This is a genomic window from Microbacterium schleiferi (genome assembly GCF_020781975.1).
Classification (GTDB): domain Bacteria; phylum Actinomycetota; class Actinomycetes; order Actinomycetales; family Microbacteriaceae; genus Microbacterium.
The window spans coordinates 131,341-158,215 of sequence record NZ_JAJGNI010000006.1; the positions used below are offsets into that span (position 1 = coordinate 131,341).

25 protein-coding genes are annotated in these 26,875 nt (G+C 68.1%); 16 read left to right on the forward strand and 9 right to left on the reverse strand.

From position 1 onward, the window contains the following. Positions 1 to 99 precede the first annotated feature (99 nt). Genes LL236_RS08785 through LL236_RS08795 form a run of 3 tightly spaced genes read left to right on the forward strand, consistent with a single transcriptional unit; the run spans position 100 to position 2,902 of the window. Positions 100 to 1,365, forward strand: a complete 1,266-nt coding sequence (locus tag LL236_RS08785) for a sensor histidine kinase (protein ID WP_228178374.1) — start codon at positions 100 to 102, stop codon at positions 1,363 to 1,365. Then, positions 1,353 to 2,030, forward strand: a complete 678-nt coding sequence (locus LL236_RS08790) for a response regulator transcription factor (protein ID WP_228178375.1) — start codon at positions 1,353 to 1,355, stop codon at positions 2,028 to 2,030. The genes LL236_RS08785 and LL236_RS08790 overlap by 13 nt, the downstream gene beginning before the upstream one ends. After that, entirely contained in the window at positions 2,027 to 2,902 is an 876-nt protein-coding gene (locus LL236_RS08795; protein WP_228178376.1) for a hypothetical protein, read from the forward strand. The genes LL236_RS08790 and LL236_RS08795 overlap by 4 nt, the downstream gene beginning before the upstream one ends. A gap of 26 nt (positions 2,903 to 2,928) precedes the next feature. Here the strand turns inward: LL236_RS08795 and cofE are convergent, their stop codons facing one another. Both cofE and LL236_RS08805 read right to left on the reverse strand, forming a co-directional pair. Further along, positions 2,929 to 3,720, reverse strand: coding sequence for a coenzyme F420-0:L-glutamate ligase (cofE, locus tag LL236_RS08800; RefSeq protein WP_228178458.1), 792 nt, complete (start codon positions 3,718 to 3,720; stop codon positions 2,929 to 2,931). Positions 3,721 to 3,775: 55 nt separating this feature from the next. Continuing rightward, entirely contained in the window at positions 3,776 to 4,282 is a 507-nt protein-coding gene (locus tag LL236_RS08805) for a GNAT family N-acetyltransferase (RefSeq protein WP_228178377.1), read from the reverse strand. Between the two features lie 132 nt (positions 4,283 to 4,414). Here LL236_RS08805 and LL236_RS08810 point away from each other — a divergent pair, with 132 nt between their 5' ends. Continuing rightward, entirely contained in the window at positions 4,415 to 4,975 is a 561-nt protein-coding gene (locus LL236_RS08810) for an acyl-CoA thioesterase (RefSeq protein WP_228178378.1), read from the forward strand. Positions 4,976 to 5,142: 167 nt separating this feature from the next. Continuing rightward, entirely contained in the window at positions 5,143 to 8,868 is a 3,726-nt protein-coding gene (locus LL236_RS08815; RefSeq protein ID WP_228178379.1) for a proline dehydrogenase family protein, read from the forward strand. Between the two features lie 62 nt (positions 8,869 to 8,930). On the opposite strand, the gene LL236_RS08820 is transcribed toward LL236_RS08815, so the two are convergent. Both LL236_RS08820 and LL236_RS08825 read right to left on the reverse strand, forming a co-directional pair. Continuing rightward, positions 8,931 to 9,671, reverse strand: coding sequence for a YidC/Oxa1 family membrane protein insertase (locus tag LL236_RS08820; RefSeq protein ID WP_228178380.1), 741 nt, complete (start codon positions 9,669 to 9,671; stop codon positions 8,931 to 8,933). A 124-nt stretch (positions 9,672 to 9,795) separates the two neighbouring features. Beyond that, positions 9,796 to 10,068, reverse strand: a complete 273-nt coding sequence (locus LL236_RS08825) for a DUF6412 domain-containing protein (RefSeq protein WP_228178381.1) — start codon at positions 10,066 to 10,068, stop codon at positions 9,796 to 9,798. A 70-nt stretch (positions 10,069 to 10,138) separates the two neighbouring features. Here LL236_RS08825 and LL236_RS08830 point away from each other — a divergent pair, with 70 nt between their 5' ends. From LL236_RS08830 to rocD, 6 genes are all read left to right on the forward strand, one after another. Further along, positions 10,139 to 11,386: an FAD-binding protein gene (locus LL236_RS08830; protein WP_228178382.1), complete on the forward strand. Its 1,248-nt coding sequence runs from the start codon at positions 10,139 to 10,141 to the stop codon at positions 11,384 to 11,386. Between the two features lie 105 nt (positions 11,387 to 11,491). Next, positions 11,492 to 11,926 (forward strand): hypothetical protein, encoded by a 435-nt coding sequence (locus LL236_RS08835; RefSeq protein WP_228178383.1) that lies wholly within the window; start codon positions 11,492 to 11,494, stop codon positions 11,924 to 11,926. Beyond that, positions 11,926 to 12,162, forward strand: a complete 237-nt coding sequence (locus LL236_RS08840; protein ID WP_228178384.1) for a helix-turn-helix transcriptional regulator — start codon at positions 11,926 to 11,928, stop codon at positions 12,160 to 12,162. The genes LL236_RS08835 and LL236_RS08840 overlap by 1 nt, the downstream gene beginning before the upstream one ends. Next, positions 12,159 to 13,193 carry an NAD(P)-dependent alcohol dehydrogenase gene (locus LL236_RS08845; RefSeq protein WP_228178385.1) on the forward strand — a complete coding sequence of 345 codons (1,035 nt, stop codon included), beginning with the start codon at positions 12,159 to 12,161 and terminating at the stop codon, positions 13,191 to 13,193. The genes LL236_RS08840 and LL236_RS08845 overlap by 4 nt, the downstream gene beginning before the upstream one ends. 233 nt (positions 13,194 to 13,426) lie before the next feature. Beyond that, positions 13,427 to 14,314, forward strand: coding sequence for a dimethylargininase (ddaH, locus tag LL236_RS08850; RefSeq protein WP_347425157.1), 888 nt, complete (start codon positions 13,427 to 13,429; stop codon positions 14,312 to 14,314). Next, on the forward strand, positions 14,311 to 15,537 hold the full coding sequence (gene rocD, locus LL236_RS08855; RefSeq protein WP_228178386.1) for an ornithine--oxo-acid transaminase: 1,227 nt from the start codon (positions 14,311 to 14,313) through the stop codon (positions 15,535 to 15,537). Before ddaH ends, rocD begins: the two co-directional genes overlap by 4 nt. A 138-nt stretch (positions 15,538 to 15,675) precedes the next feature. Here the strand turns inward: rocD and LL236_RS08860 are convergent, their stop codons facing one another. Further along, entirely contained in the window at positions 15,676 to 17,238 is a 1,563-nt protein-coding gene (locus LL236_RS08860; RefSeq protein ID WP_228178387.1) for a molybdopterin-dependent oxidoreductase, read from the reverse strand. A gap of 100 nt (positions 17,239 to 17,338) precedes the next feature. Between LL236_RS08860 and LL236_RS08865 the strand changes: the two genes are divergently transcribed. The 4 genes from LL236_RS08865 (at position 17,339) to LL236_RS08880 (ending at position 21,452) form a co-directional block, all read left to right on the forward strand. Continuing rightward, positions 17,339 to 19,015 (forward strand): circularly permuted type 2 ATP-grasp protein, encoded by a 1,677-nt coding sequence (locus LL236_RS08865; protein ID WP_228178388.1) that lies wholly within the window; start codon positions 17,339 to 17,341, stop codon positions 19,013 to 19,015. After that, positions 19,009 to 19,941, forward strand: coding sequence for an alpha-E domain-containing protein (locus LL236_RS08870; RefSeq protein WP_228178389.1), 933 nt, complete (start codon positions 19,009 to 19,011; stop codon positions 19,939 to 19,941). Before LL236_RS08865 ends, LL236_RS08870 begins: the two co-directional genes overlap by 7 nt. Then, entirely contained in the window at positions 19,938 to 20,783 is an 846-nt protein-coding gene (locus LL236_RS08875) for a transglutaminase family protein (protein WP_228178390.1), read from the forward strand. Before LL236_RS08870 ends, LL236_RS08875 begins: the two co-directional genes overlap by 4 nt. 123 nt (positions 20,784 to 20,906) lie before the next feature. Further along, a complete protein-coding gene (locus LL236_RS08880) occupies positions 20,907 to 21,452 on the forward strand; it encodes an OsmC family protein (RefSeq protein WP_228178391.1) in 546 nt (181 codons plus the stop codon). 9 nt (positions 21,453 to 21,461) lie between these two features. On the opposite strand, the gene budA is transcribed toward LL236_RS08880, so the two are convergent. Then, positions 21,462 to 22,178: an acetolactate decarboxylase gene (gene budA / locus LL236_RS08885; RefSeq protein WP_228178392.1), complete on the reverse strand. Its 717-nt coding sequence runs from the start codon at positions 22,176 to 22,178 to the stop codon at positions 21,462 to 21,464. An 85-nt stretch (positions 22,179 to 22,263) separates the two neighbouring features. Between budA and LL236_RS08890 the strand changes: the two genes are divergently transcribed. Further along, entirely contained in the window at positions 22,264 to 23,385 is a 1,122-nt protein-coding gene (locus LL236_RS08890) for a glycerate kinase (protein WP_374198021.1), read from the forward strand. Between the two features lie 11 nt (positions 23,386 to 23,396). Here LL236_RS08890 and LL236_RS08895 read toward each other — a convergent pair whose 3' ends face one another. The 3 genes from LL236_RS08895 to LL236_RS08905 all read right to left on the reverse strand — a co-directional run bounded on the left by LL236_RS08895 (position 23,397) and on the right by LL236_RS08905 (position 26,833). Further along, positions 23,397 to 24,677 carry an MFS transporter gene (locus LL236_RS08895; protein ID WP_228178393.1) on the reverse strand — a complete coding sequence of 427 codons (1,281 nt, stop codon included), beginning with the start codon at positions 24,675 to 24,677 and terminating at the stop codon, positions 23,397 to 23,399. Between the two features lie 5 nt (positions 24,678 to 24,682). After that, complete coding sequence (locus LL236_RS08900; RefSeq protein ID WP_374198022.1) at positions 24,683 to 25,132, reverse strand: MarR family winged helix-turn-helix transcriptional regulator; 450 nt, start codon at positions 25,130 to 25,132, stop codon at positions 24,683 to 24,685. Between the two features lie 87 nt (positions 25,133 to 25,219). Further along, positions 25,220 to 26,833 (reverse strand): MFS transporter, encoded by a 1,614-nt coding sequence (locus LL236_RS08905; protein WP_228178395.1) that lies wholly within the window; start codon positions 26,831 to 26,833, stop codon positions 25,220 to 25,222. Positions 26,834 to 26,875 lie beyond the last annotated feature (42 nt).

Here is a 26,875-nt window from a genome sequence, read left to right on the forward strand (position 1 = left end):
GGACCCGGCGAGCCCGGCCGGATGTCGGGGGTTATCCCCCCGTGATTCGACCGGCTGGCAGGGACGCGGAAAGCGGATGCCGGAACCTACCGTGGAGGCATGACGACAACGTATTCGCCACCTCGGCCCGTCGCGACGCCCGCGCGCGTGGCTGGCGCGATCGCCCAGCTCGCCGCGCTCGGTGTGATCGGCCCCGGGGTGTTCGCCATTCTCATGACGCTTCTGGGTCTCGGCCTCGGGCTTCTGCCCGTGATCGGGATCGGGCTCCTCTTCCTGCTGGCCTTCGTGTACGTGCTGTTCGCGCTGAGTTGGCTCGAGAACGCGCGCATCGACGGGCTCTACCGCTTCGGACTTCCTGCGCGTCGCCCCCGCCGCAGCCCCAAGCCGGGATTCGGTGGCTTCCTCCACACGATTTGGCTGCAGTTCATCGACCCGGGCATGTGGCGCGCTGTGGCAAACGGCGCGATCGCCACCATCCTCGGCTGGATCGTGCTGAGCCTCGTCGGCGTCACGGCATCCGGTGTCGCGCTCGCGTTCTCGCCCCTGTACGCCGGAACAGCGGATGCCGTTCGCCTCGGCAGCACGTGGATCGATGTGTCCACGGCGTGGGCGGTCCCGGTCGGCATCGTCGTGTCGCTGCTGGCGCTGGCGACCATCGTGGGTCTTGCCATCTTGCACGGTGTGCTGGCCCGCGCGATCATGATCCCCTCGCGGGAAGCGCTTCTGGCTGAGCAGGCCCGGCAGTCCCAGGCGCAGCGTGCCGGGGCTGTGCGCGCCGCCGACGTCGAGCGCACCCGGATCGAACGTGACCTCCACGATGGCGTGCAGCCGCGGCTCGTGTCGGTGGGGATGACCCTGGGGCTGGCGCAGCAGAAGATCGACTCCGATCCCGCAGCCGCGAAGGAACTCATCTCCGAGGCCCACACGTCGACGAAGGCGGCGATCACGGAACTGCGGCAGCTGGCGCGCGGCATCCACACCTCCGTGCTCGACGACCGCGGACTGGATGCTGCGCTATCCGCCCTGGCTGCCCGGTCGCCCGTGCCCGTTGTGCTCGACGTGAGGATCACCGAGCGCTGCGCACCGACAGCGGAGGCCGCCGCCTACTTCGTGATCGCGGAAGCGCTCACCAACGCGGCAAAGCACTCGCGTGCGACCGAAGCGCGGGTGCTGGTGCGCCAGCGCGAGGGAGGAGTGCTCTGGGCCCGCGTCGAAGACAACGGCATCGGCGGTGCCCAGGTCATTCCCGGCGGGGGACTGGACGGCATTTCGAACCGTGCGCTCGGCGCCGGCGGCACCTTCTCCGTTGACAGTCCCGTCGGCGGCCCGACGACCGTGGAAGTGAGCCTGCCATGCGCATCGTGATCTGCGAAGACTCCGTCCTGCTGCGGGAGGGTCTGGTCCGCCTGCTCGAGGATGCCGGGCACGAGGTGGTCGCCGCTCTCGGCGACACCGACGGCCTGACCGACGCGGTAGCTGACCTCGACCCTCAGCTGTGCATCCTGGACGTTCGCCTTCCCCCGACCCGCACCGATGAAGGCATCCGTGCTGCAGTCAGCCTTCGCGCGTCGCGCCCCGATCTTCCCGTCCTGGTGCTCTCGCAGTATGTGGAGGAACGGTACGCGAGCGAGCTCATCGCCGGACGCGGCGGCGCCCTCGGCTATCTGCTGAAAGACCGGGTAGCCGACGTGGCCGAGTTCCTCGAGTCCGTCGACGACATCGCGGCAGGAGGGACTGTCTTCGACCCCGAGGTCGTCGCCCAGTTGCTGGGCAGGCGAGCCCGGGATGAGCGGATGCAGCGGCTGACCGACCGCGAGGCCACGGTGCTCGCACTCATCGCCGAAGGCAAGTCCAACCAGGCCATCGGGCGCACCCTCCACATCAGCGAGGGCAGCGTCGAAAAACACATCACGGCGGTCTTCCAGAAGCTCGAACTCGAGCAGGACGACTCCGGCAACCGGCGGGTGCTCGCGGCCCTCGCCCACATCGCTCACGGCGGGATGCCGCCCCAGACGGGAGAATTGTCATGACCACGAACCTCACACCGCCACCCGCTCCCACTTCGCCGCAAGGCCCCGATGCCCCGGCTCCCGGCTCCGAGCCCGCGTCTTCCGGACCACGCGGATCCTCCACCGTCGTCGCGATCCTGATCATCGTCCTCGGCGCGCTGATCGTGCTCGGCACGATCGTCGGTGCGGTATTCAGCACGATCCGGGCAGCTGCCGTTTCCACTGCCTCGTCGACTGTCGCCGTGGCTGGAGTCGACGCCCTCTCGATTGAGTTGAACGCCGGGTCGTTGACCGTCGAGTACGCGGATGTCGACGAGGCAGAGCTCGAGGTCACCGCACCCTTCGGTGGTGATCGCTGGACTCTCGAGCGTGCCGGTGACACCCTCACGGTCGCCTCCCCGAGCTGGGAATGGGGGATGGGCTGGATCTTTGGCGGCAGCGGCCGCGCCGTGCTCGTCCTGCCGGACAGTCTCGAGGGCCTCGACGCCGACATGCAGATGGCGGCTGGGTCACTGCGCGCCGACGGCGACTTCGGTCTCGTCGACCTCACTGTCGGTGCGGGGGAGCTCACGCTCGACGGATCCGCCGAGGACGTGTCGGTCGACCTGTCTGCGGGGCGCGCAGTGCTCAACCTCGCGGATGTTGACACCGCGGACCTGACGGTCAGTGCCGGGTCGATGGATGCCGCGTTCAGTGGGGCTCAGCCCAGCGACATCCGTGCCGGAGTGAGCGCGGGTTCGCTCACCCTCGTCGTTCCCGACGGGGCGTACGACGTCACCTCTGACGTCTCAGCCGGCAACTTCCGCAATCAGCTCGGCAGCGATCCCGGCGCTGACAGCACGATCTCAGTGGAGGTCTCGGCCGGACAGGTGATGCTGCGCGCCGCACGCTGATGCGAAAAGCGACGGAGGGGGGAAGCTCAGAGCTTCGCCCCTCCGTCGCCGTCGTTCGCCTCCCGAGCCGCAACGAGCCCCGCGGCGCGGCCGGCGGCGTAGGACTCGGCGGCGCCGGTGTGGAACATGTCGTGCTCGCGTGCTCGGATGATCGAATGGGCACCGGGCAGCTCGAGCGAACCCACGAGGTCGCTTCGTCCCCGAACGACCGCAACCGGCGTGCGTCCGGTCTTTCCCTTCACAAGGTCGGCAGCTGCAGCGAGCTCGTCGGCGACGCACGGCATCGTCACCACGAGCGGCCGGCCCTCGGCATCCGTGCCGCCGCGCAGGTCGTCGAACACTCGGATGCCGGCCGCGCCGATCGCGGCATCCGTCTGGCCCTCGCGCCACGCGCGCCCGAGGGTGTCGCTGATGATGACGCCGATCTCGGCGCCGGTCACGTCGCGAAGCCCTGCGGCAAGGGCGCGGGCCGAGGCATCCGGATCGACAGGAAGCAACAACACCGTGCCGTCGGGTGTGTTGGACGCGTCGACGCCTGCGGCCGCCGCGATGATTCCCAGACGGTTCTCGACGATGCGGGTGGTATGACCGGATGCCGCGACCCGCGTGGCGACGACACGCACAGTCTCGGCGGTGATCGCTTCCTCGCGGTCGGCGGCGGCGACGAATCGATCTTCAGCCTTCGAGATGATCTTGGAGGTGACCACCAGGATGTCACCGTCGACAAGCGAGTCTCCGGCGGCGGCGCCGATCAGAGCGACGAGGTCATCTCCGGCGACGATCTCGCGAATGCCGTCGAGCGCCCAGATCTGCAGCATCGTCACGGACGTTCAGTTCGCGTCGAGCCGTCACGCTCGACCGAGCGGGAGCGTGTCACCGGACGAAGCGCACCTCAGTCAGCGACTCGCCGAGGAACGCCTCGTCGTGGGTTGCTCCGTCCAGAGCGAAACCGTTTCGGGTGTAGAACCGATGTGCGCGGGGGTTATCAGCGGCGACCCACAGGTACACCCCTTCGCCCTCTTCGATCGCTGCGTCGAACAGGAGCTGGCCCACACCGGTGCCGTGGAACCGGTGCAGCAGGTAGATGAAGTACAGCTCGCGCTCACGCGGAGCATCCTCGTCCCGGGCCGGCCCGGAACCGACGAAGCCGATGATCTCGCCGTCGACGAGCGCCGCGCTCATGCGGTATTCCTCACCCTGGGCTGCCCAGTGCGTCCACAGCTCGGCAAGTCTCTTCGGTGAGACATTCTCGAGAGCTGCTTTGCTGATGAGGTGGTCGTAGGTCTCGTGCCAGCACGTCGCGTGGACGCGACCGAGTTCCTGTGCGTCGACATCGCGCACGGGCCTGACGATGACATCCGTCTGCGTTTCGGCGTTCATGGCCAGACTCTACGCGGGCGATCACGCGGAAAAGAAATCGGCGCAAAGCCGGGGCGGATGCGGCGGGTTTGTGCTGTGGAAATCCCACAACCGCGTACCCCGTCGATGCGTTCTCCCCTAGCATCGCCCCTCGTGAACGTGATGTGGCGAACGATGCTGGTGATCTGGCGAGCCCGGTGGCGCAAGCGCCGAGAGGGTCTGGTCTCACCCACGGGCGTTGCGCGGATTCGCTTGACGACGCTGCCGACAGATATCGACATCCTGCGCCACATGAACAACGGACGATATCTGTCGCTGTTCGACCTCGGCCGGTGGGACTTGCTGGTGCGCTCAGGCCTGCTCGACGCGATGCGGGAGCAGGGTTGGTATGCCGTGGTCTCGAGCGAGACCATCTCGTTCCGTAAGTCTCTCCAGCTGTGGCAGCGGTTTGACGTCGAGACACGCTTCATCGGTCACGACGATAAGGCGCTGTATCTGGAGCATCGCGCGGTCGTAAACGGCGAGATCTTCGCCCGCGCGATCATCCGGTCGCGGATGCTCAAGCGCGCGGGCGGCACGGTCAGCCACGACGAGTTCTTCGCCGCCGTTGGCCGCCCCGACGACACCCCGGACGTCTCGTCCTGGATCCACGACTGGGCAGCGGCATCTGCCCTCCCGCCCACCAAGGCCGAGGCGCCCAGCATCTGGGCCTGATCGGGCTCGCGGACGCGGCGCCGCTAACTCCTCAGCCCCGGGCCTCATGGCGGGGTTTATTGCGTTCCGGATGCTGATTCGGGGCGGAGTTGCGGAGTTAGCCACGTCCCGAGAAGACCGCCGCCGCGCAATCTCTTCCGCGGGCCGGCCGGACGTAGGCTGATCGCATGCAGGAGACCCCCGACACGGCGCCATCCGCGCCGTCGGGCGACCTGGCGCCGCGCGCGATCGACCTCGCCGCACGCTGGGTCGCCGAAGCCGCCGAGTTCCCCGCGGATGCCTCGGCGCAGCGCCTCGCCGGAGTCCTCAAGGATCCGAACGGTCTGCCCTTCACGATTGGGTTTGTCGACGGCGTCATGCGCCCTGAGAGTCTGACGGCGGCGGCATCCACGCTGTCGCGGATCGCCCCGCTCGCGCCGGAGTTCCTGCCGTGGTACCTGCGCGGCGCCGTCAAGGTCGGTGGGGCAGTGGCGCCCGTGCTCCCTTCCCCCGTCGTGCCGATAGCCCGCCGCGCCCTGCGCGAGATGGTCTCGCACCTCGTCGTCGACGCACGGCCCGACAAGCTCGGCCCCGCCATAGCCGCGCTCCGCGAGGGCGGCGCCAAGCTGAACCTCAACCTGCTGGGCGAGGCAGTGCTCGGTGAGCGCGAGGCGCTGCGCCGACTCGAGGGCATCCACGACCTCATCCGTCGGCCCGATGTCGACTACGTCTCGGTGAAGGTCTCGGCGATCGCGAGTCACATCTCGATGTGGGCCTTCGATGAGATCGTGGATGCCGTCGTCGAGCGCCTCACGCCGCTGTACCTCACCGCGGCGGCGGGACTGCCCGAGAACGGCGGCCGCACCTTCATCAACCTCGACATGGAGGAGTACCGCGACCTCGACCTCACGATCGCGGTGTTCACTCGGATCCTCGAAGATGAGCGGCTCCGCGATCTCGAGGCGGGGATCGTGCTGCAGGCCTATCTGCCCGATGCCCTGCCGGCACTGCGAGAGCTGACCGCGTGGGCGCGCCAGCGGGTGGCTGATGGTGGTGCTCGCATCAAGATCCGGCTCGTCAAGGGCGCGAACCTCGCGATGGAGCGCGTCGATGCGATCATGCACGACTGGTCGCTGGCAACCTACGACCGCAAGGTCGACGCCGACGCGAACTATCTGCGCTGCCTCGACGAGGCGCTACAACCGAAGAACACGGATGCCGTGAGGCTCGGCGTCGCGGGGCATAACCTGTTCGACATCGCCTACGCGTGGCTGCTCGCGGGCGAGCGCGGAGTACGCGAGGACATCGAGATCGAGATGCTCCTCGGCATGGCGCAGGGCCAGGTCGCGGCGATCTCCCGCGAGGTCGGACACGTGCTCCTGTACGTGCCGGTCGTGCACCCGCAGGAGTTCGATGTCGCGATCAGCTATCTCGTGCGCCGGCTCGAAGAGAACGCGTCGAGTGAGAACTTCTTGTCGGCAGCGTTCGACCTCGCCGACGATCCTGCGCTGTTCGAGCGCGAGCGGGATCGTTTCGTCGCATCCCTCGAGCGCGCCGCCGATCCCGGGCTTCCGACCGGACCCAACCGCCGCCAGAACCGCGCGGACGAGCAAGCCGCAGACAGGGCCACCGAACCACGTATTCTTCGCGACTCGCCGCCGCCCCAGGTCGGGGGTTTGACCCAGGCCGTGCTCGGGATCGCCAGCTCCGCGGCATCCGATGATGGCATCGCACGCTTCGGTGGCGTTGAGTACGTCGAGACGGCGATCTATTCCGCGACCGAGTCTGACGGAGTCGCAGCCGGCGCGCCGGGGTTCCGAAACGCGCGTGACACTGACCCGGCACTCCCGGCGAACCGCGAATGGGCCAGGCAGGTTCTCGAGCGCATGGCGGTCTCGACGGCGGGGGATGACACGATCGAGGCATTCCGGGTCACGGATGCCGAGCGGCTCGAAGAGATCATTGCGGGTGTTCGCGACGCGGCGCCTCGGTGGGGCGCCATGCCGGCAGCAGACCGGTCGGCGGTGCTGCAGGCGGCGGCCCGGGCGCTGGAGGCCCGGCGCGGTGAGCTGATCGAGGTCGCCGGATCCGAGACGGGCAAGGTGTTCGCCGAGGCTGACGTCGAGGTGAGCGAGGCTGTCGACTTCGCCAACTACTACGCCGCAACGGCGAGGGAACTCGATCGGGTGAGCGGTGCGGTCTTCGTGCCCGCGCGGGTGACCGTCGTCACCCCGCCGTGGAACTTCCCGATCGCGATACCCGCGGGCGGAGTGCTTGCTGCGCTCGCCGCGGGCTCCGGAGTGATCTTCAAGCCGGCGCCGCAGGCGAGGCGCTGCGCGGCAGTAGTAGCCGAGGCGCTGTGGTCGGCAGGCGTTCCGCGTGACGTCCTCGCCCTGGTCGACATCGACGAGGGCGGCCTCGGGCAGCAGCTGGTCTCGCACCCGGATGTCGATCGCGTCATCCTGACCGGCTCCTTCGAGACGGCATCTCTCTTCCGCTCCTGGCGCCCCGACCTGCCGCTGCTCGCTGAAACGAGCGGCAAGAACGCGATGGTGATCATGCCGTCTGCGGATCTGGACATCGCGGCATCCGATCTCATCAAGAGCGCCTTCGGACACGCGGGTCAGAAGTGCTCCGCGGCGTCGCTCGCGATCCTCGTCGGCCCCGTCGGGCGCTCGGAGCGCTTCGCGCGTCAGCTCGTGGATGCCGCGACGTCGCTGCGGGTAGGACCGCCGACCGATCCGCGCTCCGAGATGGGGCCGGTCATCGAACCGCCACGCGGAAAGCTGCAGTGGGCTCTGACCACCCTCGACGAGGGCGAGCAGTGGCTCGTCAGGCCCGAGCCGCTGGATGTCGGGCCTGAGTATGCCGGCCGGTTCTTCCGTCCCGGCATCCGTGTCGGGGTGCAGCCCGGGTCGCGCGTGCACCTGGAGGAGTTTTTCGGGCCCGTGCTCGGGATCATGCACGCGAACTCCCTCGGGCACGCGATCGAACTCCAGAACGCCGTCGCGTACGGACTCACGGCGGGTCTGTATACCCAGAACCCCGACGACCTCGCGATGTGGCTCGACCGCGTCGAGGCGGGCAACCTCTATGTGAACCGCGGGATCACGGGCGCGATCGTGCAGCGGCAGCCGTTCGGTGGCTGGAAGCGCTCGTCGGTCGGTCCCGGCACGAAGGCCGGCGGACCGAATTACCTCATCGGCCTCGGGAAGTGGCGGGGGACGGATGCCGGTGCCCCCTCGTCCACGCTGCACTTGCGTGGTCTCGATTCGCGCATCACGACGGTGATCGAGGCTGCCCAGGCATCACTCGATTACCCCGCGTTCGAGTGGCTTCGCCGCGCCGCGCTCTCGGACGCGGTCGCCTGGAACGAGGAGTTCGGGCGGGTGACGGATGTCTCGCGGCTGGGCGTGGAGCGCAACCTCTTCCGCTACCGGCCCGTCGAGGTCGCGATCCGGGCGACGGGGGATGCGACGTGGCAGGCGCTGCTGCGCGTCATCCTTGCCGGCATCCGCACCGGGTCGGCGACCACCGTCAGTGCTCCTGTCGGCCTGCCCGCGGCGGTGCGTCGAGCGCTCAGCGACCAGGACGTGAACATCTTCGTCGAGACCGAGGACGAGTGGCTCGACCGCGTCGCTCGTCCCGAGCAGGATGTCGCGGATGCCGTCGCCGGCGAGCCCAGGCCGACCCGCCCGCCCCGGGTGCGCTTGGTCGGCGGCGCCGTCGCCGTCGCGGCATTGCATTCCGCGCTCGCCGAGGCCGTCGGCGGAGACCCGGATGTCGCGATCTATGACAACGAGGTGACAACGGCGGGCCGCATCGAGCTGCTCCCGTTCCTGCACGAGCAGTCGATCACCATTACCGCCCACCGCTTCGGCAACCCCGACGCGTGGTCGGCGGACGTCATCTGAGGGGCGATGGTGGTCGCAACGGCGCAGATTCTGCGTAACGCGGCGCCGTTGCGAACGCGACATCACTCGAGCGGGTAGCGACGCCGCAGAACCCAGCGCTGGCCGAGCGTCCAAGTGACTGTCACGGCGAGATAGAGCGCGGCGGCCAGTGGCACGAACGCCGCGAACACGACGGACAGGTACGGCAAGAACCCGAGCGCACGCTGCACGCCGCCGGATGCCAAGGGCGAGGCATCCGGCTCTGCGGGAACCGCCGGGCGGAAAATGCGCCGCGTGACCTCGGCGACTGCTGCCATCAGCACCATGAGGGTGCCGAACACGACAGCCGTCTCGACCGAGAAGACGCCGGCGGACCCCACGAGGCTCGTACCGAGAGGTACCCCGAGGACGTGTTCGGTCAGCAGGTCGTTCGGGTGATCGGCGACGGTCGTGCGCAAAAACACGGCGTAGATCAGACCGACGATCGGAGCCTGGATCAGGGCGGGCAGGATGCCGGCAAGCGGTGAGGTGTTCTCATCGCGGTAGAGCTGCATCATCTCCCGCTGCATCCGTTCGGGGTTCTTTCGGAACCGCTTCTGTATCTCCCGCAGCCGGGGAGCGATTCGCATGCGCACCTGCTCGGAGCGGGCCTGGGCTATGCCGGCGGGAATGAGCGCGGCGCGGACGAAGAGGGTGATGATGACGATCGCGAGGGCGGCGGAGGCAGCTCCCGCGACCGGGCTGAGGAGGGCAGACAGGCCCATGAGGGTTCGGTAGGTGGTGTCGAGAAGAAAGGCGAACGGAGGAAAGGCGAACAGGTCCACGGCGGACTCCCGGTAAGTCGATGACGGATGCGGGTGCGTCTGGCCGCAGGGTCATCGAACGTCCGGGTGCACGCCATAAGGGGGCGTGCGTAAACTCCGGAAAAGGCGAACGAACGGGTGCGGCCTAGGCCGCGAGCCCCGGGGCCCTCGGGCGGGCGTGGCCCTCGGCATCCGGGTCGCTCTGCTCCACGAGCGCGGAGGGATCGATCTGTCGGCCGGCTCGGGTAAGCCGTTGCCGGGCCGAGCTCGGGCGGGCGATCGCGTGGAGGGCGAGGACCGCGAGCGCGATGGTGGTGACGACGACAACCGCGAGCGTCACGGTGTTCGCATCGGCGAGCGTCAGCAGGCCGAGCGTTGAGAGGATGAGGGCGAGCAGCGCAGCGGTCGCGTTACGCATCCGTCGGCCTCCTCTCGTCAGTCACACGGTAACACCGCGCTGCGTGGCATGCGCGTGCTGGAATGGGGGCATGGCCGAAAAGAACTGGGCGGGGAATCTCACGTATCGGGCGGCGGCGGTGCGGGAGCCCGCGAGCCTCCGCGAGCTCTCCGACATCGTCGCCCGGACTCCGGGGGTCCGGGCGCTCGGTAGTCGCCACTCGTTCAGCCCCATCGCCGACACGGACGGAACACTCGTGTCGCTCGCGAGGATGCCGCACGAGATCGAGGTCGACACCGATGCCGCTACAGCCCGGGTATCGGCGGGGCTGCGGCACGGCGACCTGGTGCCCGCCCTCGATGCCGCCGGGTTTGCGCTCGCCAATCTCGCGTCGCTGCCGCACATCTCGGTCGCCGGCGCTGTGCAGACCGGGACGCACGGGTCGGGGGATCGGATCGGGTCGCTCGCCACGCAGGTGCTCGGCGTCGAGATGGTGACCGCCGACGGCGGGGCGCTGACCCTGCGACGCGGTGATCCGCAGTTCGACGGAGCGGTCGTGGCACTCGGCGCGCTCGGTATCGTCACGCATCTGACGCTTGAGCTCGAACCGGCATACGAGATCGCGCAGACGGTCTACGACGGCGCCCGCTGGGACGACGTGCTCGCAGGGTTCGACGCGATCACGGGCGCGGGAGACAGCGTCAGCCTGTTCACCAGCTGGCAGGATGCCGACACGATCGACCAGATCTGGGTCAAGGCGCGTCCGGGGCGAGCCAATGCCGACGCCGTGCTCGCAGCGGGTGGACGCGAGGCGGACGGGCCGCGGCATCCGGTTCCCGGCGTGGGGCCCGAGCCCTGCACGGTGCAGGGCGGGGTGCCCGGTCCGTGGCACTCCCGGCTGCCGCACTTCCGGCTCGAGTTCACGCCATCGGCTGGCGCGGAACTGCAGAGCGAATACCTCATCGACCGGCGCGATGGTCTCGCCGCGATCGACGTATTGCGCAGCCTCGCGCCGGAGATCGCCCCGCTGCTCTATGTCTGCGAAGTGCGCGAGATGGCGGCTGACGACCTGTGGCTGAGTCCCGCGTTCGGGCGGGAGACCGTCGGTCTTCACTTCACGTGGCGACCTGACGTAGCGGGGGTCGAGGGGCTCCTACCCCGAATCGAAGACGCTCTACCCGAGTCGGCGCGGCCACACTGGGGCAAGGTCTTCACGATGGATGCTGACCGCATCCGCAGTCGGTACCCGCGGTGGGACGAGTTCGCGGCGCTGCGTGCGCGGATGGACCCCCGCGGCAGGTTCACCAACGACTACCTCTCGCGCCTCGGCTTAGCCTGACACGTGAGCGCCAGCGATATGTAAAGAAAACTTGACACGGATGCCTCGCGACTCTACGCTCGGAGATGTCAAAGATTCTATACATCTGAGTTCGAGGGAGTCGAGGTGGGATACGTCGAGAGAAATACCTGGTCGCAACTGATTGCAAGTGCTGCGGGAACCGCTGTGTACCTGGTGCTGGTGCTGCCCCAGCTAGGGACCACCCCCATAGGAGAGATCGCCTGGCAGTGGCCGATGGTCTGGACGATCGCCGGTGCCATCGTGGTATCGATCGTGATCAGCATCCTGTGGGGTATCGGCGCGGGCATGCGCGACCCCGACGAGGAGCACCGCGCCGACCAGCGTGACCGGGAGATCGAGCACCTCGGCGACCGCGTCGGACAGGCCTTTCTGGTCATCGGTGGGCTGGCAGCGCTCATCCTGGCGATGGTGCAGGCCGAGTGGTTCTGGATCGGCAACGCCGTCTTCTTCGGCTTTTTCCTGTCCGCGTTCATCGGCGGCATCGCCCGCATCGTCGTTTACCGCCGAGGGATGCCGTAATGGTCAAGCCCACGAGAATCACCAACACCATCCGCGCGACGCGCGAAGCCGCCGGGATGACGCAGGCCGAGGTGGCCCGCCACATCGGAGTCACCCGCCAGACGCTCATCGCGATCGAGCAGGGCAAGTACTCCCCGTCGCTCGAACTCGCCTTTCAGCTCTCGCGGCTGTTTGGCATGACGATCGACGATCTCTTCGAGTACCCGACGGATGCCCCGGACGGAGTGTCAGCATGACGACGAACCCTCCCATGGCCGAATCGGCGGCACCCCACGTGCCGAACGAGACGATGCGGGCCTGGGCCCAGCAGCGCTACGGCGGTCCGGAGACCGTTGAACCTGTCCGGGTCCCGGTGCCGACGCCCGGTCCCGCGGACCTCCTCCTGCGGGTGCGCGCGTGCGGCATCCATGCCGGCGACGCACGACTGATGCGTGGCGACCCCGCACTCGTGCGGCTCGCTTTCGGCATCCGTCGCCCGCGGACTGCCACGCGAGGGATAGATGTCGCAGGCACGGTGGTCGCGATGGGAGCGGCCGTGACGGGCTTTCGGATCGGTGACGAGGTGGTGGCCGAGATCGGTGTGGGTGGGGGCCTCGCCGAGTATGCGATCATACCCGCCGCCCGCGCGGTCAGCCGCCCCGCCCGGATCTCGCCGGCGGTCGCGGCCGCGCTCCCGGTTTCGGGCGGTACGGCCTGGCAGGCGCTGGATGCCGCCGGCGTCCACTCAGGAAGCCGCGTCCTGGTGATCGGGGCGTCGGGAGGCGTCGGCACGTACACCGTGCAGCTTGCCGCCGAGCGCGGCGCCGAGGTGTGGGCTCTCGCCGGCGAGCGAGCGCTCGGCCTCGTGACCGGCCTCGGCGCGGCCCACACGTTCGACTACCGACAGGTGCAGCCCGGCGCGCCCGAGCTCCCCCCGGCGAGCTTCGACGCGGTCATCGACATCGCCGGCACCGCTCCGCTCGCCACGTTGCGCGGTCTGCTCCGGGAGGGCGGGACCGTCGTGCTCGTCTCGGGCGCTGGGGGGAAGATCCTCGGACCCATGGGGCGGATGCTGAAAGCTGCCTTCCTGTCGCGGCGCCGCCGCCGCATCCGTTCCCTCGCCGCCACCGCGAGACCTGAGATCCTGGCGCAGCTGCTGGAGCTGACTGATCGTGGCAGCATCCGTCCCGTGATCGAACGGACGTACTCGTTGGACGCGGCACGCGACGCGCTCGCGCACGTGGACGCGGGACATGCTGTGGGCAAGGTTGTCGTGGCGGTCGAGTAGCGCTCTCGCGCCGTGGCTAACTCCTCAACCCCTCGTTAGATTCGCCCGGTCGAGCTCCCGAACTACCTCGCGGGGGTCAACGTTGAGGAGTTAGCCGCACCGCGGGGCCGATCCCTCGGCCGATGGCGACGATCGTGCGAGAATAGAGTCCGGCGTGCCCGTGTCGCCGGCATCTTTCTGCTCCGCCGGGCCTCTGGACAGCGTCCGCCAGCCGCACTCTCCAGGAGAACGACGTGACGACTACGACGCCCGCACCGAACGCCGCACCGACCCGCACGGCTCAGCGCCGCCGCTACCTGATGTGCCGCCCCGAGCACTTCACGGTCAGCTACACGATCAACCCGTGGATGGAGCCCGCCAAGCCCACCGACACCGCCAAGGCCGTGGCGCAGTGGCAGGTGCTCTACGACACCTACCTCGAGCTCGGGCACGAGGTCGAGCTGATCGACCCCGCCGAGGGGCTTCCCGACATGGTCTACACGGCCAACGGCGGGTTCATCATCGACGGCATCGCCTATGCGCCGAAGTTCCGGTTCGCTGAGCGCGCCGGCGAGGAGCGCCACTTCATCGACTGGTTCCGCGCCGCAGGATTCGAGACCGTCATCCCCGAGGAAGTCAACGAGGGCGAGGGCGACTTCCTGCTCGCGGGTGACGTCATCCTCGCGGGTACTGGGTTCCGCTCGACCGGCGACAGCCACCGTGAGGTCGGCGAGGTTTTCGGCAGGGAGGTCATCTCGCTGACTCTCACCGACCCGCGCTTCTATCACCTCGACACGGCGATCTCGGTGCTCGATCCGGTCATCGGCGCGGCCCAGGGCGGGCCGGATGCCGCGAACATCGCCTACCTGCCGGGTGCCTTCGATGAGGCCAGCCAGCGGATCCTCGCCGAGCGCTTCCCCGACGCGATCCGGGTCTCGGATGCCGACGGCGCGGTGTTCGGATTGAACTCGGCCAGCGATGGCTACAACGTGTTCATCTCGCCGCGGGCTACCGGTTTCGAGGCGCAGTTGCGAGAGCGCGGCTATAACCCGGTGCTCATCGACCTGTCTGAGCTGCTCCTCGGCGGCGGCGGGATCAAGTGCTGCACCCTCGAGCTGCGGGCGAAGCGGGACGAGTCATGAGCGCCGACCAGATCTCCATCGACGCGACCACGCTCGAGATCATCCGGGCAGAAGACGAGCACCTCGCCCACAACTACCACCCGCTGCCGGTCGTGATCTCCCGCGGCGAGGGAGTGTGGGTGACGGATGTCGAGGGCAAGCGCTACCTGGACCTGCTGTCGGCGTACTCGGCGTTGAACTTCGGGCACGGGCATCCGGCTCTGCTCGCCGTTGCCCGGGAGCAGTTGGAACGGTTGACCCTCACGAGCCGGGCGTACCACAACGACAAGCTCGGAACCTTCGCTGCTGCGCTCGCGAAGCTCGCCGGCAAACACATGGTGCTTCCGATGAACACCGGCGCCGAGGCCGTCGAGACCGGCATCAAGGTCGCGCGCGCCTGGGGGTATCGGGTCAAGGGCATCCCCGCGGACGCAGCACGCGTGATCGTCGCGGGCGGGAACTTCCACGGCCGCACGATCACGATTGTCGGGTTCTCCGACGACCCCTCGGCCCGGGACGCTTTCGGGCCGTACAGTGGCGGCTTCGCGCAGGTTCCGTTCGGGGATGCCGCGGCCCTCGAGGCAGCCATCGACGAGAACACCGCGGCCGTCCTTCTTGAGCCGATCCAGGGTGAGGCCGGCGTCATTGTTCCGCCGGATGGCTACCTGCGATCGGTGCGCGAGATCTGCGACCGCCACAATGTTCTGCTTATCGCCGACGAGATCCAGTCAGGTCTCGGCCGGGTGGGCGAGACCTTCGCGTGCGACCGCGAACAGGTCGTGCCCGACATGTACCTGCTCGGCAAGGCGCTCGGCGGCGGCATCCTGCCCCTGTCGGCAGTCGTGGCCGACGCCGACGTTCTCGGCGTCATCCGTCCCGGCGAGCACGGCTCGACCTTCGGAGGGAACCCGCTCGCTGCCGCGATAGGTGAGCGTGTCGTTGAGATGCTCTCGACCGGAGAGTTCCAGGAGCGAGCTCGCGCACTCGGGGAGCACCTCGAGTCGCGCCTTTCGGACCTCGTCGGGCACGGGGTGACGGCGATCCGCGTCGCGGGGCTCTGGGCAGGGATCGACATCGATCCGAAGGTCGGTACCGGACGCGAGGTCGCCGAACGGCTGCTCTCCCGCGGCGTGCTCGTCAAGGACACGCACGGTCAGACCATCCGGATCGCACCGCCCCTCGTCATCCGTGCCACCGAGATCGACTGGGCCGTCGAGCAACTCAAACTCGTCCTCGCTGCGTGACCCCCGCGCCCGGCCTGTCCCGAGGCGCGAACCCACAGCATCCTGCCCAAACCCACACGTTCTGGCGCGCGGAAGGTGTGGGTTCGGCGCGGAAGGTGTGGGTTCGGCAGAAGATGGGGTGGATGCGGGAAGCGGGTGCTACGCGACGTTGGCGATGATGGTGTGCCAACCGGTCGCACCGTTCGGAGCCGGCGGGGCCTGATCGGATGTCTGGGTCTGGCTGTCCACGTTGGTCGCGCGGCACCGTATGGTGTGCTGGCCGGCATCGGTCGCGTTCCACGGGATGCTCCACTGCACCCAGGTGTCGTCCGAGATCGCGGTCGCAAGCTCGGCCTGCTGCCACGGGCCGTCATCGATCTTCACCTCGACGCCGGCGACCCCGACATGCTGCTGCCACGCCACCCCCGCGATGACCGTCTCACCGGCGGGCACCGTGACGCCCGAGCGAGGCACGTCGATACGGGACTGCAGCTTGATAGGCCCGAGTTCCGACCAGCCGCGCGGAGTCCAGTAACCCTCGGCCTGATCGAACCGCGTGACCTCGAGATCGACGACCCACTTGGTGGCCGATACGTATCCGTAGAGCCCGGGTACGACCATCCGCACCGGAAAGCCGTGCTCGGGCGGAAGGGGCTCGCCGTTCATGCCGATGGCGAGAATCGCATTGCGATCGTCAGTGAGCGCCTCCAGTGGCGTCCCCGCGGTGAACCCATCGACCGACGTCGACAGCACCATGTCGGCATCCGCCGTCGGGCGAGCCCGGGCGAGCAGCTCGCGGATGGGGTAACCCAGCCATACCGCGTTGCCGACGAGGTCACCGCCGACGTTGTTCGAGACGCACGTGAGTGTCGTCGTGCTCTCATCCAGCGGCAGCGCGAGCAGTTCGTCCCAGGTGACTTCGACCTCTTCCTCGACCATGCCGTGGATGCGAAGACTCCACGTCGCAGGATCGACCTGCGGAACCACCAGGGCAGTGTCGATGCGGTAGAAGTCGGCGTTCGGCGTGATGAGGGGCGTGATCCCCTGGATGTCGAGCTCGGCGCCCGCGGGTATTGGCGGGGCGGTCGTCGCGGGCGCAGGCAGCTTCAACGCGTCGCGCACGGTCGTCACCGCTCGCGCCCCGCCGCGTGCGATGTTTCCGGCGACTGCCGCAATAACGCCGACCGCGGTTGCGCCGCCCATCCACACGAGTGCCTGGCGGCGGCTCGGTCGAGTGTCGGCATCCGTGTCGGTGGCCTCGTCATCGCGCGCCGCACTGCGCCGCAGTACCCGGATGAGGTAGTGCAGCGCAAGGACCGAAACGACGCCTGCGATGACCGAGGGAAGCCAAGCGATCCCGCTGGCATCGCTGCGAGTGAGGGCGACGACAGCGCCCACGACACCGAACGCGCCGAGAATGACCAGGCCCCACGGGGGCTTGCGCAGCTGCAGGATGCCGGCCACTCCCGCCAGCAGCACGAGGACGATTCCGATGCCCGTCAGCAGAGCGATCTTGTCGTTCGTCCCGAACAGGGCGATCGCGAGGTCCTTGCCCCACGGCGGCGCGGCATCGATGATCGCCCCGCCGATGACGGCGAACGGGCTGGATGCCGGAGCGAACAAGACCGCCGAGAGTTCTCCCAGGCCCGCACCGAGGATCGCCGCGGCGGCTCCTGCGAGAGCGGCGACGGCGGTGTCTTGCCTGCGTCGGGTGTCACCCACGTTCCCGAGGCTAACCGCGTTCGGAGGGGGTGCGGCCCGTCCGTAAGGAATCCGAAAGAAGGAAACACCCGTGCAACACGGCCGCGACTAGGCTCGACCCATGGGTGACCTGTTCGACGGATACGGCTCCACCGCATCGACGCGGAAGACATCGTCGGGCGTCCCGCCCTTCGATGAGATGTTCGCGTCAGCGCCGGCAAAGGATGGGTCGGCCGAGTCGCGGCGGGCGTACCGCGAGCTCTACCAGGCGCTCGCGCAGATGACCCAAGAGGAGCTGCGCGGCCGCACCGATTCGCTTGCGAGTTCGTACCTCGCGCAAGGCGTCACGTTCGATTTCGCGGGTGAGGAACGCCCCTTCCCGCTGGATGCTGTGCCCCGTGTCATCCCCTACGACGAGTGGTCGCGTGTGGAGGCTGGAGTCTCGCAGCGCGTCCGGGCCCTCGAAGCGTTCCTCGATGACGCGTACGGTCGGCAGCACTGCGTGCGTGACGGAGTGCTGCCAGCCGCGCTCATCGCGTCCTCGCAGTACTACTACCGGCAGGCTGCCGGGATTCACAGTGCCAACGGAGTGCGCATCCAGGTCTCGGGGATCGACCTCATCCGTGATGAGCACGGCGAGATGCGCGTGCTCGAAGACAACGTTCGTGTGCCATCCGGCGTGAGCTACGTCATCTCGAACCGGCGGGTGATGGCCCAGACGCTGCCCGAGCTGTTCGTGTCGATGCGGGTGCGCCCGGTCGGTGACTATCCGAACAAGCTGCTGGGCGCGCTTCGTGCCTCGGCGCCCCCGGGCATCGAGGACCCGAACGTCGTCGTCCTCACCCCCGGTGTCTACAACTCGGCGTACTTCGAGCACACCCTGCTTGCCCGGCTCATGGGCGTCGAGCTCGTCGAAGGCCGGGATCTCGTATGCATCGGCGGCAAGGTCTTCATGCGCACGACCCGTGGACCGCAGCGCGTCGACGTGATCTACCGTCGGGTCGACGACGACTTCCTCGATCCGCTGCAGTTTCGCGCCGACTCCATGCTCGGAGCTCCCGGCCTGCTGCTGGCAGCGCGCCTGGGCAACGTCACGATCGCCAACGCCGTGGGCAACGGCGTCGCCGACGACAAACTGCTCTACACCTACGTGCCCGACCTGATCCGGTACTACCTCGCCGAAGAGCCGATCCTCAAGAATGTCGACACGTGGCGCCTCGAGGAACCGAACGCTCTCGAGGAGGTCCTGGACCGTCTCGACGAGCTCGTGGTGAAGCCAGTCGATGGCTCGGGCGGTAAGGGTCTCGTCGTCGGCCCGGATGCCTCGCCGGCCGAACTCGAGAAGCTTCGCAAGCGCCTGCTCGCCGACCCGCGCGGCTGGATCGCCCAGCCGGTCGTCATGCTCTCGACCATCCCGACTCTCGTGGAGGACGGGGTGCGGCCACGGCACGCAGACCTGCGTCCGTTCGCCGTCAACAACGGCGACGAAGTGTGGGTGCTCCCGGGTGGTCTCACCCGCGTGGCGCTGCCGGAGGGGCAGCTCGTCGTCAACTCGAGCCAGGGCGGTGGATCGAAAGACACGTGGATTGTCGGCGGCGATGCTCCGCCGCACGTCGAGTACGGGCAGGGTCACGGTCTAGCCGGGCTCGTCGCCGATCAGGCGTCCGTCACCGAGGCGATCCCGATCATCTATCCCGAGCAGACCGAGCCGACGCACTCGCCACAGGATCGTCCCCGCACGCACACCGAGCAGCAAGAGCAACAGCAGCAGCAGGCCCAGGATGGTGCGCCATGCTGAGCCGCATCGCCGAGAGCCTCTTCTGGATCGGACGCTACATCGAGCGCTCGGACGGCACTGCCCGCATCCTCGACGTGCACCTCCAGCTCCTGCTGGAGGATCCCTGGATCGACGAAGACACCGCGTGCCGGTCGCTCCTGAGCGTCATGGGCTCCGTTCCGCCGGACGGCCTCGAGGTCGTCGGGCGTAACGACGTCCTGCAGCGGCTCGCTGTCGACCGCATGAACCCGTCGAGCATCGCCTACTCGGTGGCATCCGCCCGCGAGAACGCACGCCGGGCCCGGGAGATCGTCTCGACCGAGCTCTGGGAGTGCTTGAACACCACCAACTCCCGGATGCCGCGGCGTCTGCAGACCGACAAGGTGCACGACTTCTTCCAGTGGGCCCGCGAGCGCGCCGCGCTCGCGGTCGGAATCGTCGACTCCTCGACCAGCCGTGACGAGTCGTGGCAGTTCTTCACGCTCGGTCGCAGCATCGAGCGGGCCGACATGACCGCTCGGCTCCTTGCCACGCGGTCGCTGACCGAGGCATCCGGTCCGTCCTGGACGACGATCCTGCGGTCGTGCGGCGCCTACGAGGCATACCTGCGCACCTACCGCGGCATCCCGAGCGCGCGCAATGCCGCCGAGTTCCTGCTCTTGGATCGCCTGTTCCCGCGCTCGATCATCTACTCGATCCAGCAGGCGGAGGGGTGCATGTCGGCGATCGACCCGCGTGCCGACCGCGTCGGGCACTCCAACAGCGTGCTGCGGGCCCTCGGCCGGATCCGCAACGAACTCGAGTACAAGCCCGTCGCCGACATCCTCAGCGATCTTCCCGAGGAGATGGAGCGCGTGCAGGTCGTCACCCGCGAGGCGTCGGAGGCGATCCGCCAGCGCTTCTTCCCGACGCAGGCTGAGCCGAGCTGGATCGGAGAGATCTCATGAAGCGCCTGCGCATCGAACATCAGACGGCCTTCGCCTACCAGGGGGATGTCTCGGCTTCCTACAACGAGGCGCGGATGCTGCCGGGTTCCACCGACAGCCAGTTCGTGCTGAGCGCGTCGCTCGATATCGAACCGTCGACGTCGGTCAATCAGTACGTGGACTACTTCGGTACGCGCGTGACCTCGTTCGACATCCTGTCGCCTCACGCCTCGCTGACCCTCACCGCTCGGTCTCTCGTGGAGGTGCGGCCGCGTCCGCTCGAGCACGCAGACATGACCTGGGATCAGCTGCGCCGGGAGGCGGCGCGTTCGGTGGAGGTCGTCGAGCAGCTCGGGCAGACCTCGCGCACCAAGCCGCATCCGGAGGTTGCGGAGATAGCCCGGGCAGTTGCTGCGCAGCACGATCAGCCGGGCCAGGCCGCCCACGCTATAGCGATGGCTATCGGGGATGCCGTCGAGTACGTCCACGGCGTGACGGGCGTCCACTCCACCGGGGCAGAAGCCTGGGAGGCGCGCAAGGGCGTCTGCCAGGACATCGCGCACATCGTGTTGGGGGCGCTGCGTGAGGTCGGCATCCCCGCCCGTTACGTCTCGGGATACCTGCACCCGAATGCCAACGCCGAGGTCGGGGTGCCCGTCGAGGGAGAGTCGCACGCCTGGGTGGAGTGGTTCTCGGGATCGTGGGAGGGCTTCGACCCGACCAACAACACCGAGATCGGAGACCGTCACGTGCTCGTAGGACGCGGCCGCGACTACAACGACGTGCCGCCTGTGCGGGGCGTGTACGCGGGACCGTTCAAGAGCGACATGTCGGTGAAGGTGACGATCACCCGCGAGGCGTGACCTGGGTGACGGAGTGTTGCGTCGCGTGACGGCGGCTGACGCGGTGTGACGCTGTGTGACCTCGTGTGACCCTTCGTGTCGGACTGAGTTCGCTGGATGCGCTCACGGGCCTACCGTCGCGTCATGACAACTCTCGCCCCCACCTCCGAAGACCTTGCTGTCGAGCGCGCGTCCCGCCTGGATGCTGCAGCATCCGCCTGGGGATCGCGGATCGACGCCGACCGCACGGCCGCCCACCTCACCTATCGCGTCCGCGGCACCGGCGAGGGAGCCGTTGCGACCCGCATCCGTGCCGGCGGACACGAGTTCGTCATCGACGAACCTGCCGCGCTTGCCGGTGACGATTCAGCTGCCAGCCCCGTCGAGTACGCGCTCGGCGCGATCGCCGCGTGTCAGGTGGTCGTTTTTCGCCTCTACGCTCACGCGCTCGGCATCGCGCTCGATCACATCGAGGTGACGGCCGAGGGAGATCTCGATGCGGCCCGATTGTTCGGCAAGGACGAGACAGTCCGCCCCGGTTTCTCCGAGGTGCGCGTTTCGATCGAGGTGAGCGGCGACGCGAGCGCAGCCGAATACGAGCGGCTGCGCCAGGTCGTCGACGCGCACTGCCCCGTCCTCGACCTGTTCGCGAATCCCACGCCGGTCACGACATCCGTGACGGTTCGCTGACCGACCTCCTCAGGACTCGGCCCGGTCGACCTGTTCGCGCAGGTCCTCCGGGTCGAGGTTTGCCCGAGCGAACTCGGGGGTGCGGGGGAGCTCAAGATGCAGATCCGTGCCGACGCACACCTGCACCCTGCCGCGGAGTATGACGTGATCGAGCACATGTCCGCCGCTGCGGCGCTCATCGAGCAGCACGTGCGCGTGGTAGCCAGGAACTGACAGACCTTCCTCGAACGCCGGCGTTCGAAAGCCCACGACGGTGCCCGAGACATCGCTGAACTCCGTCACCTTCTGCTCTGCCGTTGCCTGCACGAGAGGGCGGTACGGCTGCTGCTGCACGTGGACGGCACGCACCGTCATCCGCTCGTAGACGCCGTCCACCCGCACCGCGTACATGTAGTTGGCAGAGCCGAGCCTCTCGTCGATGAGCGCCGTGAACTCTGCCCGCGTGTTCCGCCCGGTGATCTCGAAGCTCAGGTGAGGCTCGAAGCGCGTGACGACGGCGTAGGGCACCCCTTCGCCGTCGTCTGCCACCGTAGCCGTGCCGTCATCTCGGATGCGGTAGCAGATGTCGTCGAGAAGGATGAGTTCGCCGTCGAGGCCTTCGAAGGTGCCGATTCCGAAGTCACCGCGGCGGCGGAGGCTGCCGACGGTGGTCTCGCCGTCGTAGACGCCGTCAAGAAGCGCGGCGATGACGCTCGTCTGATGGATGGTGTGGCGCGCTGTGGTCACGCCTCGAGGCTATCGGCGGGAGGTGCCGCTGGTGTGGGTTGCGGCGCGCAGCTACCGCGCTCGCGAAGATCCGTAGACTCGCGGCGTGACCGTGAAACGGCGCATTGTGATCGCGCCCGACAGCTTCAAGGGGTCGGTACCGGCGCGGCGTGCAGCTGACGCGTTGGCGCGGGGCTGGGGCCGGGCAAGGCCCGACGATGAGGTGATTGTTCGTCCGATGGCTGACGGCGGCGAAGGGACGCTCGACGCGTTCTTGGCGGCGATCCCCGGCGCCACGCTGCGGCCGATGCGGGCGACAGGCGCTGACGGTGAGCGCCATGACAGCGCGTGGGTGCTCGTGCCTCCGGAGGGTTCGTGGGGCGGCACTACCGCAGTCATCGAGTTGGCGTCGACCTCGGGAATCGAAGCGCTACAGGGTCGTCTGCGTCCCTGGGATGCTGACACCACGGGGGTGGGCGAGGCGATCGTCGATGCGCTGCGAGCCGGCGTATCCCGCATCATGGTCGGTCTCGGTTCGAGTGCCTCCACGGACGGCGGGGCCGGGATCCTCCGCGCCCTGGGTGCACGCATCCTTGATGCGGATGGCGAGCCGATCGCGCCGGGCCTTCGCGGCCTCAGGGATGTCACAAGCGTCGACCTGTCAGGGCTCGCCTCCCTGCCCTCGGGCGGCGTGATGGTGCTCGCCGACGTCGACACTCCGCTGTGCGGTCCTCGGGGAGCTGCTGCCGTGTTCGGTCCCCAGAAGGGGCTGCGTGTCCACGAGATCGCCGGGGCTGATGCGGCGCTCGCGGCGTGGGCTGCGAAGATGGGGACGCCGCCGGACGTGCCGGGCGCGGGAGCCGCCGGTGGAGCCGGGTTCGCTATGCATGTCTGGGGTGCGAAGATCGTGTCCGGCGCCCGCTATGTGGCCGAACTCATTGGCCTGCCCAGGCTCCTTACGCCCGACACGATCGTGGTGACGGGTGAAGGCGCGTACGACCGGGCAACGGCGGCAGGCAAGGTACCGGAGGTCGTCGCGCGGCTGGCGCAGGTCGCCGGAGCGCGCGCGGCGCTTGTCGTGGGCCGCATCGACCCCGCCGCCGATACTGGCTTCTTCGCGGAGGCCGTGTCCCTCACGGAAATCGCTGGAGACTCGGCATCCGCGATGGCTGAGCCTGAGCGCTACCTAGAGGCCGCTGGGGCCCTGCTTGCGTCGCGGCTCGCGTAGGCGGTCTGACCTCAGTTCGACGCGGAAGCCTTGGCTATCGGCTGTGTGATGACCGAGAGGGGGCGCGTCTCGTCAAGTCGAAGCCGGAGCCTGCCACCCCGGTGCACTCGCCCCGACCAGACGAGCCAGGTGATGGCTATGGCCGCGGCGATCAGGGACGCGAGGGTTCCTAGCTGGATGGCGGCGCGAGGCCCGAGCTCGTCGGCGACCCATCCAACGATCGGTGCTCCCACCGGGGTGCCTCCGAGCAGAATGGCGACGTAGATCGCCAGGACGCGCCCGCGCAGGTGAGCGTCAGTCGTTGCCTGGACGTATCCGTTGGCCGTCGAGAGGATCGTGACGACGGTGAATCCGGTGAACACCAGCGTTACGGCATACAGCGCGTAGGTCGGCATGACCGACGAGACCGCTGATGCCACCGCGAATCCGAGGACCCCGGCGATCACGACCCGAACCCGCGCGCGGTCGCGCCTGGCGGCAAGCAGGGCGCCCGTGAGCGACCCGATCGCGAGCACGGAATTCAGCAGGCCGAATCCGTCGGCTCCAGCGCCGAACTCGAGAGCCATCGTGGAGGCGTAGATCGGAAAGTTCATGCCGAACGCGCCCAGCAGGAACACGACGATGAAGACCACGATCAGGTCGGGTCGGGTGGCGACATAGCGAAATCCGTCGGAGAGGCGGGAACGACCGTGGGTGACAGCGCGGGGGGTGAGCTCGTGCCGGCGCATCGCGAGCAGGGCGCCGATCGTTGCGAGAAAGGTGAACGCGTTCACGATGAACATCCATCCGGTCCCGACCAGAACGATGAACAGGCCCGCCACTGCGGGTCCGATCATCCGCGCCGCGTTGAAGGATGCCGAGTTCAGCGCCACAGCGTTGCTGGTGTTCTCCTTCGTCACCAAGTCCGAGACGAAGGCCTGGCGCGCCGGATTGTCGAAGGCGGCGACAAGGCCCAGCCCCAGGGCGAACGCATACATGAGGGGGAGCGTCATGGCGCCGGTGAGGATGAGGATGCCGATCGCCGTGGCAAGCAGCAGTGAAACGCCCTGCGTCGCGAGCAGGATGTGGCGTCGCTCGAACCGGTCGGTTGCCCAGCCCGTCAGGCCCACGAGCAGGAGGGGCGGCCCGAACTGGAGGGCCATCGTGACCCCGACGGCACCCGCATCACCAGGAGTCAGCTCGGTGAGGACCACCCAGTTCTGGGCTGTCGACTGCATCCAGGCGCCGACGTTCGACACGAGAGCGCCGATGAACCAGACACGGTAATTGAAGATCCCGAGGGACCGGAACATTGTGCTCACTGCGCTGCCAGCCGCTGCAGGATCTCCGCGGCCGCAGCCAGCGTCATCCGCTCTTGTTCGCTGACGTCAGCAAGCACTGTCTCGACCCATGCATCGCGGCGTCGAGTCGTCTCGTCGACAACGGCTCGCCCGGCATCGGTGATCGTGATGACGACCTTGCGACCGTCGCTGTCATCTGCTGACCGCTCGACATATCCGGCATCCTGCAGACAGTTGACCGTTCGGTTCATCGACGGCGGCGAGACCCGCTCGCGCTCCGCGAGCTGGCCGAGCGTGCGCGGTCCGTGCAGGTAAAGGCCCGCGAGAACCGCGAACTGACCGTCGCTCATCGAGTCGACTGAGCGCTCCGTGCGCATCCGCCTCGCAAACCGGAAGACGCCTATGCGCAACTGCGAGGCGTCGCCGGCGAGGGGATGCGAATCAGGAGGTGATGTGGGTTCGGTCACGGTTTCTTTAGCATAGCTCATTAGTTATGCTAAGGAACTTGCGCGTCCTACTTCCGTGGACCCGGGGCAGCACCGCGCGGCCGGGGATCAGTCAGTCGCGGTCTTCGGTGCGTTCTCGCTGTGGTCGCTCTCGGTCGCCTCTTCCGGGCGTCGGGAGGGGAGAGCGAGTGTGGCGACCAGCCCGATGGCCAAGAACCCGGCAGCGGTGAACGCCGCGTAGCGGGTGCCGTCTGAAAAGGCGGTCTTGGCGGCATCCGCGGCAGCCGACGTCGCCGGCGACTGCTCGAGCTGCGCGATGGCACCGCCGGCGCTTTGAACGACTGCCGTCACGATCTGATCGGCCTGGTCGCTGGCCATTCCTTGGTCTTCGAGGTTCGAGGCGAGGATGCCGGCGGTGCTCGTGAATAGGACGGTGCCGAGGATGGCGATGCCCAGTGCCGATCCGATTTGCCGAGCTGTCGACTGCGTGCCAGAGCCCTGGCCGCTTCGCTCGACGGGAACGTCCACCAGAATGACGCCGGTCAGCTGCGCGGTGGCAAGGCCGACCCCGAATCCGTAGATGAACAGGGCGGGGATGAGCCGGCCCCACGCGGCATCCGGAGCGATTACCAGCCCGACCCACACCACGCCGATGATCTCGGCGGCAAGACCCACGCGCACGACCCAGACCGCCGGGATACGCGAGCTCGCGCCGGCTGCCGCGCCGCTGGCGACGAACGACCCGCCAGCGAGGGCCAGCAAGATGAGCCCGGTCTGCAGGGCGTCGAACCCGAGAACGAACTGCAGCCAGAGGGGGAGCGAAAGAATGATGCCGAACTCGCCGAGCGAAACGAGCATCGCCGCGATGTTCCCGTTTCGGAAGGTACCGATGCGGAAGAGGCTGAACGAGAGCAGTGAGACCCGACCCGTACGCTCGCGGTGGATGCCCCACGCGATGAAGGCGACGGCGCCGAGGATTGCGATGAGGAACGCGACGGGGACGGGGGAGAGCGCCCACGGCCAGGTCCAGGACCCGATCGTGAAGTCGCCCTCGGTGGCCCACCACCCCAGGGTCCGCCCCTCGATGAGGCCGAAGACAAGTGCGCCGAACGTGATGAACGAGAGCGCGCCGCCCATGATGTCGATCGAGCGGGTGTTCTCATCGCGCGACTCGGCAACCGTCAGCAGCACCCCGATGATGATGAGGATGCCGAGCGGGATGTTGATCCCGAACGCCCATCGCCACGAGAACGCGGTAGTGAGCCATCCGCCCAGCAGCGGCCCGACCGCCGCCATGCCGCCAATTGTCGAACCCCAGACAGCGAACGCGATTCCGCGCTCGCGGCCACGGAAAGTCGCGTTGATCAGCGACAGGGTGGTCGGCAGGATCATCGCACCGCCGATGCCCTGGATCAGCCGCGCAAGGATCAGCAGGTCTCCGGTGGGCGCGAAGGCTGCCGCGATGGACGAGAGCACGAAGATCACGACGCCGAGCAGCATGATGCGGCGGCGGCCGAAGCGGTCTGCCAGTGATCCGAACACGAGTAGGAGCGACGCGAAGACCAGCGTGTAGGCCTCCTGCACCCACTGCACCTGCGTCGAGGTGATCCCGAGATCGTCGACGATCGCCGGAATAGCCACGTTGACGATCGTCGAGTCGACGATGATCAGCGACACGGCGATGCTGATGAACACGAGGCCGAGCCAGCGACGATGTTGCACGTCGCTAGCTTATCTAGCTAAATACTCGCCGCAAGAGGCATC

Bases quoted from the DNA above. Each gene is read 5' to 3' on its own strand.
- LL236_RS08785 (WP_228178374.1), top strand. From the start codon at position 100: ATGACGACAACGTATTCGCCACCTCGGCCCGTCGCGACGCCCGCGCGC.
- LL236_RS08790 (WP_228178375.1), top strand. From the start codon at position 1,353: ATGCGCATCGTGATCTGCGAAGACTCCGTCCTGCTGCGGGAGGGTCTG.
- LL236_RS08795 (WP_228178376.1), top strand. From the start codon at position 2,027: ATGACCACGAACCTCACACCGCCACCCGCTCCCACTTCGCCGCAAGGC.
- cofE (WP_228178458.1), bottom strand. From the start codon at position 3,720: ATGCTGCAGATCTGGGCGCTCGACGGCATTCGCGAGATCGTCGCCGGA.
- LL236_RS08805 (WP_228178377.1), bottom strand. From the start codon at position 4,282: ATGAACGCCGAAACGCAGACGGATGTCATCGTCAGGCCCGTGCGCGAT.
- LL236_RS08815 (WP_228178379.1), top strand. From the start codon at position 5,143: ATGCAGGAGACCCCCGACACGGCGCCATCCGCGCCGTCGGGCGACCTG.
- LL236_RS08825 (WP_228178381.1), bottom strand. From the start codon at position 10,068: ATGCGTAACGCGACCGCTGCGCTGCTCGCCCTCATCCTCTCAACGCTC.
- LL236_RS08830 (WP_228178382.1), top strand. From the start codon at position 10,139: ATGGCCGAAAAGAACTGGGCGGGGAATCTCACGTATCGGGCGGCGGCG.
- LL236_RS08840 (WP_228178384.1), top strand. From the start codon at position 11,926: ATGGTCAAGCCCACGAGAATCACCAACACCATCCGCGCGACGCGCGAA.
- LL236_RS08845 (WP_228178385.1), top strand. From the start codon at position 12,159: ATGACGACGAACCCTCCCATGGCCGAATCGGCGGCACCCCACGTGCCG.
- rocD (WP_228178386.1), top strand. From the start codon at position 14,311: ATGAGCGCCGACCAGATCTCCATCGACGCGACCACGCTCGAGATCATC.
- LL236_RS08865 (WP_228178388.1), top strand. From the start codon at position 17,339: ATGGGTGACCTGTTCGACGGATACGGCTCCACCGCATCGACGCGGAAG.
- LL236_RS08870 (WP_228178389.1), top strand. From the start codon at position 19,009: ATGCTGAGCCGCATCGCCGAGAGCCTCTTCTGGATCGGACGCTACATC.
- LL236_RS08875 (WP_228178390.1), top strand. From the start codon at position 19,938: ATGAAGCGCCTGCGCATCGAACATCAGACGGCCTTCGCCTACCAGGGG.
- LL236_RS08880 (WP_228178391.1), top strand. From the start codon at position 20,907: ATGACAACTCTCGCCCCCACCTCCGAAGACCTTGCTGTCGAGCGCGCG.
- LL236_RS08895 (WP_228178393.1), bottom strand. From the start codon at position 24,677: ATGTTCCGGTCCCTCGGGATCTTCAATTACCGTGTCTGGTTCATCGGC.